This window comes from Duganella sp. CY15W (assembly GCF_009857555.1).
GTDB lineage: Bacteria > Pseudomonadota > Gammaproteobacteria > Burkholderiales > Burkholderiaceae_D > Rugamonas > Rugamonas sacchari.
In genome coordinates this window covers 1,461,708-1,474,452 of sequence record NZ_WWCQ01000001.1, presented here as the reverse complement: position 1 = coordinate 1,474,452, position 12,745 = coordinate 1,461,708, and the positions used below count along the sequence as shown (strand labels likewise).

General features: G+C 61.6%; 1 protein-coding gene. It reads right to left on the bottom strand.

What is annotated here, in order from left to right; translation table 11 throughout:
* Positions 1–12,741 (bottom strand): non-ribosomal peptide synthetase, encoded by a 12,741-nt coding sequence (locus tag GTP58_RS06685; protein WP_161076753.1) that lies wholly within the window; start codon positions 12,739–12,741, stop codon positions 1–3.
* Positions 12,742–12,745: the final 4 nt, after the last annotated feature.

Sequence of the window (12,745 nt, the reverse complement as noted above, 5' to 3'; positions counted from 1 at the left end):
TTAAATCCTTATCGTTGTCACGCCGTCTTGTGGCGCCGGACGCCGTGTCTCCAGCTCCCGCGCCAGCAAGGCCACGGTTTGTGCCGCAAAGATGGTTTCAATCGGCAGCGTCACGCCGGTCTCGCGGGTGATGCGGCTCAGTACCTGCACTGCCATCAGCGAGTGGCCACCCAGTTCGAAGAAGTTATCCTGAACGCCAATGCGGTCAACCTTCAATACCGAGGTCCATATCGTGGCGATGGTCTTCTCTACGGGCGTCGAGGGCGCGACGTACTCCTGCACGAAGGAGACTGCATCCGGCACCGGAAGCGCGCGCCGCTCGATTTTCCCGTTCGGCGATAAAGGCATCTTCTCCAGTACGACAAAGTGTGCCGGGACCATGTAGTCCGGCAGGCTACGCAGAAGCGCGGCGCGCAGCGTTGGCGCATCAGGTACCGCTGGGCCGCACAAATAGGCTACCAGGCGCCTGTCGCCGGGAGTATCTTCGCGTAGCATGACCAGCATTTCGCCAATTCCGGCAATCGCGCCCAGCGCGGCCTCGATCTCCCCGAGTTCAATACGGAAGCCACGCAGCTTGATCTGGTGATCGATCCGTCCCAGGTATTCGATCGCGCCATCCGGCAGGAAGCGCGCCAGATCGCCAGTCTTGTACAGGCGTGCGCCTGCGCGAGTGCCAAATGGATCGGGTACAAACTTCTCGGCCGTCAGCGCCGGGCGCTGGCGGTAGCCGCGACCCACACCATCGCCGCCGATATGCAGTTCGCCCGCCGCGCCTGGCGGCACTGGCTGCATATCCTGGTCGAGGATGTAGAGCTGGGTATTGGCGATGGGACGGCCAATCGGAATCACCGTACTGCCTTGCGCCATGTCCCAGCTGTGGAACGACACGACATCGGACGCTTCGGTCGGGCCGTAGGTATTGTGAATAGCCGGGACTTTCGTGCGATGGCTGAACGATTCCAGCAACAGCTCGGCGCGAATTGGCTCTCCGCCCAGGAACACATGACGCAGAGGTAGCGGCCCGTGCGCCAGCAGTGGGTAGAACGCGCTTGGCGCGCAGTTGATACAGGTGATTCCTTGCTCGCGGATGAGCGTCGCTGCGCTTTGCGGATCGTAGCCTTCGGCGGGCAGATGCAGCTCGCCACCTGAGATCAGGGCCGCATACAAATTCTTCTGCGTCAAATCGAAGCTGAAGGATGAGAACAGCAGGATCTTGTCCTCCGCACCAATCCCGAACTGCTTTACAAACCAGTTCACCAGATTGAGCAAGCCCCCCTGGTGCACCGCCGTTCCTTTCGGCTTGCCCGTTGAGCCGGAAGTGTAAATCACGTACGCCAGGTTCTGGGCGACTGCCTGCAGCGGCAAATTGGTATCCGGGTACGCTGCATCATCCTCCCGATCAAGGAACGCGACGGGCACGGCGTGCGTTTGCCGCGCGATGGGAAGATGGCTTTGCGTGAGCAGCACCGCAGGACGCGCATCGTCCAGCATGTAGGACAGGCGCTGTTCGGGATAGCCGGGGTCCAGCGGCACGTACGCAGCACCGGCCTTGAGCACCGCCAGTACTGCAACCACCATCTCCAGCGAACGCTCCATGCACACACCGACTAATGTGTCGGGGGCCACGCCGTGGCTATGCAGCCGGTGGGCCAGACGATTGGCGCGCTCGTTGAGCTGCGCATAGCTCAGGCGACTGCCGCAGCACACGACCGCCGTACGCTCGGGTGTGCGCGCCACCTGGGCTTCGATCTGCCGGTGTATGGGCAAGCCGGGCGTATGCAGTGCCGCGCTGTCGTTCCAGCCGTACAGCACGAGCTGACGCTCGGCTGGTGTCAACATATCCAGGTCCCCGATGCGTGCATCCGGGGCCGCCACAATCGACTCTAGCAGGCGGGTAAAGTGCTGCGCCATGCGGACGATGGTGGATTCATCAAACAAATCCGTGCTGTACTCCATGCTGGCCGACAGCGTGTCGCCCTCGCCGCCTACGCCCAGCGTGAGGTCGAATTTGGCGCTTGCGGTTTCGGCGCGCAAAGGCTCCAGTTCCAGTCCGGCCAATTCCAGGTCGCCCAGTGGCGCGTTCTGCACCACCAGCATCACCTGGAACAATGGCGAGTGGCTGCGTTGGCGCTCCAGATGTAAGTCATCTACCAGATACTCGAATGGCAAATCCTGGCGCGCGTAGGCAGCCAGCGAATCGGCGCGTACCCCTTCCAGCAATGTGCGGAAGCGCATCGACCGGTCAATCCGCGTGCGCAGCACCAGTGTGTTGACAAAGAAGCCGATCAAAGGCTCGATGTCAGCGCGATTGCGGTTGGCGATGGAAGTCCCTAGGCAGATATCATCCTGTCCGCTATAGCGCGACAACACGATATTGAATGCTGCGGCCAGCGACATGAACAGCGTTGTGCCAGTCTCGCGGCCAAGCACCTGCAGGCCTGTTGCCACTGATGCGGGCAAATGGAAATAATGCACCGCACCGCGATATGTCTGCACCGGAGGCCGTGGACGGTCAGTCGGCAGCGTCAGCATCGCTGGAGCACCGGACAGATAATCACGCCAGTAGCTGCGCTGCGCATCCAGCACCGGGCCAGACAGCCAGTTGCGCTGCCACTGCGCAAAGTCGGCATACTGGATAGACAGCGGCGCAAGTGGAGATGGCAAGCCTTGTGCATAAGCGCTGTACAGTGCAGCCAATTCGCTCACAAGCACGCCGACTGACCAACCATCGGAGACGATATGGTGCATCGTCAGCATGAAGCGGTGTTCGCTTTCACCCATGCGTACGATGGAAGCACGGATCAGCGGTCCGGTCGCCAGATCGAACGGCGCCTGTGCCATGTCCTGTGCCATCCATGCGGCATGGGCTTCACGTTCTGCACGTGGCAAATCACTTAGATCGGTCTGCACCAGCGGTAGCGTCACGGAAGCCGTGACACGCTGCACCGGTATGCCATCTTCCGCGTGGAAGGTGGTGCGCAGTGCTTCATGACGGCGGACTACTTCGTCCAAAGTGCGCTGTAATGCCTCGACGTCGAGCCGACCACGCAGCGTCAGTACGAAAGGCACATTGTACGAGGCCGTGCCGGCCGTGAACTGATCCAGCACCCACAAACGCTGCTGTGCATAGGACAGTGGCAAGGCCTGGTTGCGGTCCGCTTGTGGGATATGCTCGGCGGCGCTGTCCTGTTCCGTTTCGCCGATCAATGCGGCAATGGCGCCGACCGTCGGCGATTCGAACAGCGACCGCAGTGGCAGATTCACGTTGAAGCGCGTGCGAGTGCGCGATATGACCTGTGTCGCCAGCAGCGAGTGACCGCCTAGCGAAAAGAAGTTATCGTGCAGGCCGACACGCTCTACCATCAGCACTTCGGCCCAGATTGCGGCTACGGCGATTTCAACCTCGCTCGATGGCGCGACATAGTCCGCCTGGCTGCGCGACAGGTCCGGCGCCGGCAGCGCCTTGCGGTCTACTTTGCCGTTGGCGGTCAGCGGGAAGCGCTCCAGCGATACAAAGTGCGACGGCACCATGTACTCGGGCAGGGTCTTGCCCAGGCCTGCGCGCAATGCCGACTCCTCCAGCGAGGACACCACATATGCCACCAGGCGCTTGTCGCCCCGGTTGTCTTCGCGCGCCAGCACCAGCGCTTCGCGCACGCCATCCAGCGCCGCCAGTGCTGACTCGATCTCGCCCAACTCGATGCGGAAGCCGCGTATCTTGATCTGGTGATCGATACGGCCCAGGTACTCGATGCCGCCATCCGGCAGCCAGCGCGCCAGGTCGCCCGAGCGATACATGCGCGCCCCTGCCTGAGCGCTGAACGGATCGGGCACGAAACGCTCCGCCGTCAGGTCCGGCCGGTTCAGATAACCGCGTGCCAGCCCTGCACCAGACACGTGCAACTCTCCCGGCACACCGACTGGCACCGGATTCTGGCGGCTGTCCAGAATGTACACACCCAGGTCGGGAATCGGCACGCCGATCGGCGATGCGCTGGCAATCTCCGCATGCAGCGGCACATGGGTGACGTGCACCGTGGTTTCGGTGATGCCGTACATATTCACCAGCAGCGGCTGCGTGCGGCCATGCCGGGCGAACCACGGCGCCAGCGCGGACTGGTTCAGCGCTTCGCCGCCAAACACCACCTGGCGTAGACTCAGGGCTGGCGCACCGGGCTGGCGGTCGGCTTCCATCAGTTGCTGGAATGCTGATGGCGTCTGGTTCAGGATCGTCACCTGCTCCGCTGCCAGCAAGGCGTGGAACTGCTCCGGCGCACGCGATACCAGATACGGCACCATCACCAGCTTGCCGCCGTACAGCAACGCACCCCAGATCTCCCATACCGAGAAATCGAAGGCATACGAATGGAACAGGCTCCAGCTATCCTTGTCCGTGAAGTCAAACCACTGCGCCGTTGCCTTGAACAGCCGCGTTACATTCCCATGCTGGAGCAGCGCTCCCTTGGGTCGGCCGGTCGAGCCGGAGGTGTAGATGACATACGCCAGATTCGATGGCGTGGTGAGATTGGCCAGGTTGCTGTCCGGCTGCGCTGACAGCGCTTCATCGTCGAAGCATAGGACTGGTGCGTCACATGCTGGCGCCGTATGCGGCTGCGCCAGTACAACGGCCGGTTTGGCATCGGCAAGCATGTAGGTGATACGGTCTTCTGGATATGATGGATCGAGCGGAACATAGGCGCCGCCCGCTTTCAGGATCGCCAGCAGACCGACGATCATCTCCGGTTTGCGCTCCACAGAAAGTCCCACCAGCACATCCGGTCCGACACCCATGGCGCGCAACTGGTGTGCCACGCGGTTGGCGCGGGCATTCAGTTCAGCGTAGCTCAGACGCTGGTCTTCGCACACCAGCGCGATGGCGTCCGGGGACCTTGCAGCCTGCTGCTCGAACAGCTGATGCAGGCAGAGTGATTCCGTGGGGCTGGCGGAGGGAACGCGCAGCGTGCGCGCTCGAGCGCTATCGTCCATCAGCGGCAGATCGCCAATTGGCATGTCTGGAGCTTCGGTCAGCGCTTGCAGCAGACGGGCATAGTGGCCGGCAATACTTTCAATGGTGGACGCGTCGAACAGGTCCGTGTTGTATTCGTAATCAATATGCAGGACGTCGCCTTCCAGTCCCATTTCCAGCTTCAGCTCGAAGTGGGCGTGGGTCGCGCTGGAACCGTGCAGTCCAGTGATATGCAGGCCGCTTGCCCGGCTGCGGGCAAAGGCTGCATCGTCCACCTTGGGATCGCGCTCATTGTGGAAATTCAGCGCGACCTGCGCATACGGCAGGCTGGAGGCGTCGCGCTGCGGAGCGATATGGCTCAACACCAGTTCGAACGGCAGCGGATTCTCGTAGGCCGCCAGCAGGGAATCACGGGTGCGTTGCAGGACTGCGGTGAATGGCTCATCGATGCTGGCACGGCTGCGCAAGGCCAGGATATTGACGAAAATCCCGATCAATCCGGTCGTGCCAGCAGGACGGTTGGCAGACAATGCACCAATGCAGAGATCATCCTGCCCGGTATAACGGTGCATCAGCGTATTGAACGCCGCAGCCAGTACCATGAACAAAGTCGCCTGCCGGGACTGTCCAAGATGCAGCAAACCATGGGTGGTTTCAGCGGATATCACGGTGTGCAGCGTGGCGCCGTTATGTGTCATGACAGACGGACGCGCGCGATCAACCGGCAGCGCGAGCAGCGCTGGCGCATCAGCGAGTTGCGCGCGCCAGAAATCAAGTTGGCGATCCAGCGAAGGTCCACTCAACTGAGCGTTTTCCCAGTGCGTGTAGTCCGCATACTGCATAGGCAAAGGCGCCAGGGCCGGTGATGCACCTTCGCGCAAGGCGCAATACAGCGTAGTGAACTCGTCGAGCAGAAGGCCCATCGACCAGCCATCGTACAGAATGTGGTGCAGCGTTAGCAGTAACACATGCTCCTGCTCATCCAGTTTGAGCAGCGCTATGCGCAATAACGGTCCATGGCGCAGATTGAACGGCGTGACGGCTTCATTGCGGATGGCGTCCTCGATCTGATGATCGCGTTCCAAGTCGGCCAACGCACTCAGGTCGCGCGTATCGATCACCGGTGCAAAAGGTGGCAATATCAGCTGCCGAGGTTCTCCGTCTTCCGCAGTGAACACGGTACGCAAAGGCTCGTGCCGGGCCACCAGATGGTTGAAGGTACGCTGCAGAATATCTGGATCCACTATTCCTTTCAGCGACAACGCAATCGGGGCGCTGTATGCCGCGCTGCCCGGCTGGTATTGGTCCAGGAACCAGAACCGTTTCTGACCAAAGGACAGTGGCAATACACCGTTGCGATCCACGGCCGTGATGGCGGTGACAGACGGCGCTCCCGGCTTGGCGACGGCCATGCGTTGTACCATCCCAGCTACTGTTGGCGACTCAAACAGGCTGCGTAACGGCAGCTCGCAGGAAAATGCGTCCCGCACGCGCGCCACCAGCTGGGCTGCCAGCAGCGAATGACCGCCTAGCGAGAAGAAGTTATCGTGCAGGCCGACACGCTTCACCATCAGCACCTCGGCCCAGATTGCGGCTACGGCGATTTCAACCTCGCTCGATGGCGCGACATAGTCGGCCTGGCTGCGCGACAGGTCCGGCGCCGGCAGCGCCTTGCGGTCCACTTTACCGTTGGCGGTCAGCGGGAAGCGCTCCAGCGATACAAAGTGCGACGGCACCATGTACTCGGGCAGGGTCTTGCCCAGGCCTGCGCGCAACGCCGCTTCGTCCAGCGAGGACACCACATATGCCACCAGGCGCTTGTCGCCCCGGTTGTCTTCGCGCGCCAGCACCAGCGCTTCGCGTACGCCATCCAGCGCCGCCAGTGCCGACTCGATCTCGCCCAACTCGATGCGGAAGCCGCGTATCTTGATCTGGTGGTCGATACGGCCCAGGTATTCGATACCACCGTCTGGCAGCCAACGCGCCAGGTCACCCGAGCGATACATGCGTGATCCTGCCTGAGCGCTGAACGGATCGGGCACGAAGCGCTCCGCCGTCAGATCCGGCCGGTTCAGATAACCACGCGCCAGCCCAGCGCCAGACACGTGCAACTCGCCCGGCACGCCTACCGGCACCGGATTCTGGCGGCTGTCCAGAATGTACACGCCCAGATCGGGAATCGGCACGCCGATCGGCGATGCGCTGGCAATCTCCGCATGCAGCGGCACATGGGTGACGTGCACCGTGGTTTCCGTGATACCGTACATATTCACCAGCAGCGGCTGCGTGCGGCCATGCCGGGCGAACCACGGCGCCAGCGCGGACTGGTTCAGCGCCTCGCCGCCAAACAACACCTGGCGCAGGCTGAGGGCTGGCGCGCCGGGTTGGCGGTCGGCTTCCATCAGTTGCTGGAATGCTGATGGGGTCTGGTTCAGGATCGTCACCTGCTCCGCTGCCAGCAAGGCGTGGAACTGCTCCGGCGCACGCGATACCAGATACGGCACCATCACCAGCTTGCCGCCGTATAGTAGCGCGCCCCAGATCTCCCATACCGAGAAATCGAAGGCATACGAGTGGAACAGGCTCCAGCTATCTTTGTCGCTGAAATCGAACCACTGCGCCGTTGCTTTGAACAGCCGCGTTACATTGCCATGCTGGAGCAGCGCTCCCTTGGGTCGGCCGGTCGAGCCGGAGGTGTAGATGACATACGCCAGATTCGATGGCGTGGTGAGATTGGCCAGGTTGCTGTCCGGCTGCGCGGCCAGCGCCGCATCGTCAAAGCGCAGGACTGGTGCGTCACATGCAGGCGCCGTATGCGGCTGCGCCAGCACAACGGCCGGCTTGGCATCGGCAAGCATGTAGGCGATGCGGTCTTCTGGATATGATGGGTCGAGCGGAACATAGGCGCCGCCCGCTTTCAGGATCGCCAGCAGACCGACGATCATCTCCGGTTTGCGCTCCACAGAGAGCCCTACCAATACGTCTGGTCTGACGCCCATGGCGCGCAACTGGTGCGCCGCGCGGTTGGCGCAGGCATTCAGTTCAGCGTAGCTCAGACGCTGGTCTTCGCACACCAGCGCGATGGCGTCCGGGCACCTTGCAGCCTGCTGCTCGAACAGCTGGTGCAGGCAGAGTGATTCAATGTAGCTGGCGGAGGGAATGCGCAGCGTGTGCGCTCGCTCGATGTCGTCCATCAGCGGCAGGTCGCCAATCGGCATGTCTGGCGCCTCGATCAGCGCTTGCAGAAGGCAGGCATAGTGACCTGCCATTTTTTCGATAGTGGATGCTTCGAACAGGTCCGTGTTGTATTCAAGCGCGCACCATAGTCCTCCTTCGTCCTCGCTCACGCTCAGCGTGAGGTCGAACTTGGCGCTGACTGTTCCGGTGGTGACGGGAGACAAGCGTAGTCCTGGCAATTCCAGCTCACCGATTGGAGCGTTCTGCAGCACGAACATGGCCTGGAACAGCGGCGCATGGCTGGCGTCACGCTCGGGCGCAAGGCGTTCAACCAACTGTTCAAACGGGACATCCTGATTGGCGAAAGCGTCTAGCGCTACCTGACGCATTTGCTCAAGCAAAGCCGCAAAAGGCAGATGCAAGTCGAGACGGGATCGCAGCACTACGGTATTGACGAAGAACCCGATCAAGTCGCTCAATTCTGCGTGCTCACGGCCAGCTACGGGTGAACCGGTACAGATATCGCTTTGCCCGGCATAACGCGCCAACAGGATGTGATAGGCCGTCGCCAGCGTCATGAACAGCGTGGCGCCCTGGCGCGCACCAATGTCCCTTAGAACCGACGTCACACTGCTGTCAACGGTGAACACATGCGACGCACCGGCGTAGGTCTGTACCGCAGGGCGTGGACGATCCGTCGGCAGCGTGAGCACAGTTGGCGCATCGGCCAGTTGTTTCAGCCAGTAGTTCAGTTGTCGCTGCATACGGTCGCCAGCGAGACGCTCGCGTTGCCAGCAGGCGTAGTCTGCATATTGACGCGCCAATGGAGCCAACGGCACTGCATGGCCTTGAGCGAAGGCGCTATACAACGCGGCGACTTCGCGCACCAACACGCCAACCGACCATCCATCTGAGGCGATATGGTGCATGGTGAGCAGCAGGATATGTTCGTCTTCGGCCAGTTGCAGAAGACCTGCGCGCAGCAATGGCGCCTGCTTCAGATCAAACGGCGTTTGCGCTTCGACCTGCGCGCGCCACGTGACTTGCGCCTCGCGTTCGGCGTGCGGAAAGTGCACCAGACTGACAACTGGAAGCGCCAGTTCGGCTACCGTCGAAATGCGCTGCACGGGCGTACCGGCTTCAGTTACAAAACGGGTGCGCAACACTTCATGGCGCTCCAGGACATGGCTTAGTGTGCGCTGCAACGCCGCCGTGTCGAGCCGCCCATGAACGCGTAGCGCGAATGGTATGTTGTAGAAAGCGCTCGATGTCTCCAGCTGATCCAGGAACCACAGACGCTGTTGGGCAAAGGACAAAGGCAAGGCCGCGTCCCTTGATGCAACCGGGATATGGCTATCTTCACTATCGGGCTGTTGGGCGATGCTGGCAGCCAGCAAACGTACGGTGGGTGCTTCGAACAAGGTACGCAGCGCAATGTCGCGACGCAGTGCGCGGCGTAAGCGTGTCATGACGAGCGTCGCCAGCAACGAATGGCCGCCCAGATGGAAGAAATTATCATTGCGCCCTACCTTATCCAGCTTGAGCACATCTGTCCAAACAGCGGCGACGGTGCTTTCCAGCGGGCCTGCAGGCGTTTCATAGTCGTCTTCTCCCCTGCTGCCCTCGGGCGCTGGCAAAGCACGGCGATCCACCTTGCCGTTGCGGGTCAACGGCAGTTGAGAGAGTCTGACAATATGCGCTGGCAGCATGTGCTCCGGCAGGCCGCCCGACAGTGCGGCACGCATGTCTTGCGGCCGGAACGCATCCGCGTCCATCGCCACGTAAGCCACCAGACGCTTGTCGCCAGGAGTATCTTCACGCACCTGCGCGCTGGCTTCCCGCACACCAGGCAGTGCACGCAGCGCGGCTTCGATTTCTCCCAATTCCACGCGCATGCCGCGTATCTTGACCTGCCCGTCAATACGTCCCAGGTATTCGACATTTCCGTCGGCCCGGCGACGAGCCAGATCCCCGGTGCGATACATGCGTTCCCCAGGCTGCGCGCCGTAAGGATCAGGCAGGAAGGCTGCCGCAGTCAGCGCGGGCTGATTGATGTAAGCGCGCCCCAGACACATCCCGGCGATATACAGCTCGCCCACGGCGCCGGGAGTGACCGGGTTGAAATAGGCATCCAGTATATAAATCCGGGTATTGGCAATCGCGCGGCCTATCGGTGGATGCGTGGGCCAGTCGTCCATGGCACGCGCGTCGAGGCGGAACTGTGTGGCGACGTGGGTTTCGGACGGGCCGTATTGGTTGAACAGGTTACCACCAACCACGCGCACCAGTGCCTTGACTGCTGGACCGGCCAGCAACTGCTCGCCAGCTGTAATGATGTCGCAATGGGCTTTTCCGGCATCCGGCAGGGGCAGGCTGGCAAACTGCTGGAGTACGGCATTGGGCAGGAATACGCGGCTAAAGTCGCCGTTCAGCACCAGATGCTGAAGATGTTCCATGTCTTGGCGCTGCGCTTCGTCGAGCAGTACCAGCGTGTCTCCTCCGCATAGCGTAGAGAATATCTCCTGGAACGAGACGTCGAAATTAAGCGAGGCGAATTGAAGCACTCGGCCGCCAGTACCTGGGTGTTCGGCCAACTGCCATGCGATGAGATTGGCCAGCGCGGCATGGCTCAAACCCACGCCTTTGGGCCGGCCCGTGGAGCCGGAGGTGTAGATAACATAAGCCAGGTTGGCCATGTCCGGGCCGGTGGCAATGCTGATCGCTGCCGCCTCGCTATCTTCCGCCGCATCGTCCAGCAGCAGGTAAGGCGTGGCGGGCAAGCGTTCCAGCAGCGCACGCTGCGTGAGCACCAGGCGCGGCGCCGCGTCGGACAGCATATAGCCCAGGCGCTCTTGCGGATAGTTCGGGTCCAGCGCCACATAGGCGCCACCAGCTTTCAGGATGGCCAGCACGCCAATCACCATCTCCGGCGAGCGGCTGGCACAGACACCGACGCATACGTCCGGCCCGACGCCCTGGGAACACAGTCGCTGCGACAGGATGTCAGACCGGCGATTCAATTGTGCATAGCTGAGCGTGAGCGGTCCGAATTCCAGTGCGATACGGTCTGGCGTACGCAGTGCCTGCGCTTCAAACATGCGGTGTACCGGCTCGACGGCGAGGGGCGCAGCAGTTGGCCCGCCTTGTTCCAGTTGTGCCAACTGCTCTGTTGTGTCCAGCATGACGAGCGTATGAATCGGCGCTGAAGGCGCGGCAACGATCGCGTCGAGCAACCGGGCAAAGTGGCATGCCATACGCTGTATCGTCGATGCCTGAAACAGGTCGGTGCTGTATTCCAGCGCGCAGGCCAGCGATCCATCCGCTTCCTCCGCTACGTTGAGCATCAGGTCGAACTTCGCGGTAACGCGTTCGGTCAGTACAGGTTCCAATTGTAAGCCGGGCAGTTCCAGCGTGCCGGCCGGTGTATTCTGCAGGGCGAGCATCACCTGGAATAGCGGACTATGGCCCGCGTTGCGCTCTGGCTTCAGCACTTCCACCAACTGCTCGAACGGTACATCCTGGTGGGCAAAGGCATCGAGTGCCGTACGGCGCGTATCGGCCAGCAGCTCATTGAAACTTGCGTACTCATTTACCTGCGTGCGTAGTACCAGCGTGTTGGCGAAGAAGCCGATCAACTTTTCCAGTTCGGGACGTGAGCGGTTTGCTACAGGTGTGCCGATGCAGATATCGGTCTGGCCCGAATAACGCGCCAGCAGGACGTTGAAAGCGGCAAGCAACGCCATAAACAAGGTGCTGCCACCCGGCTGCACCAGGGCCTGCAACGCCTGGCCAGTGACGCCGTCCACGGTGAAGTGCAGCACCGCCCCACGGTGTGACTGGCGGGCCGGCCGTGCATGATCCGTGGGGAGTGTCAGTAATGGCGTTGCCTCCTCCAGCTGCGCCTTCCAGTAATCAACCTGTTTTTGCAGGGCAGCGCCGTCCAGCGAGGCTCGCTGCCAGTGGGCGAAGTCGGTGTATTGGATGGGCAGCTCGGGCAGTGTCGATGCCTGTCCCTGCACGAACGCGCCGTAGAGTGCAGCCACTTCATCCACCAGTACGCCGAGCGACCAGCCGTCGGCCACGATGTGGTGCAGCGTAAACAGCAAAATATGCTGTTGATCGTCCAGGCGTAACAAGGTGGCGCGGATCAATGGCCCCGTACCCAGATCAAATGGCGCGAGCGCTTCTGCCTGCGCCAATTCCTGCGCCTTGGTTTCGCGCTGCGCGACGGCCAGACGGGTCAGATCGTGCAGCGGCACAGTGAGTTCTGTCATGCCGGTATCCCGCTGCACCGGCATATCGCCTTCCAGCGCAAAGACCGTGCGCAAGGTGGCATGACGGCGCACCAGCTCATTCAGCGTGCGATCCAATGCGTCCGTAGCGAGAGTCCCGGTAAGGCGCAAGGCCATCGGCATGTTGTAGAACGGACTGCCTGGCTCATATTGATCCAGGAACCACAGGCGTTGCTGGGCAAACGACAGCGCGGCCTGCGCATCAGCGGGACGGCGCGGAATGCTGGATTGGGTCTTGACTTTACCCTGCAGCCACTTGGCCAGCAAAGCCTGTTTGGACGCGGAGAGTTTGGAATCGTCGCTCATCTTT

What these genes read in the sequence shown, in the direction of transcription:
- GTP58_RS06685 (WP_161076753.1), bottom strand. Translation starts at nt 12,741, where the DNA reads ATGAGCGACGATTCCAAACTCTCCGCGTCCAAACAGGCTTTGCTGGCC.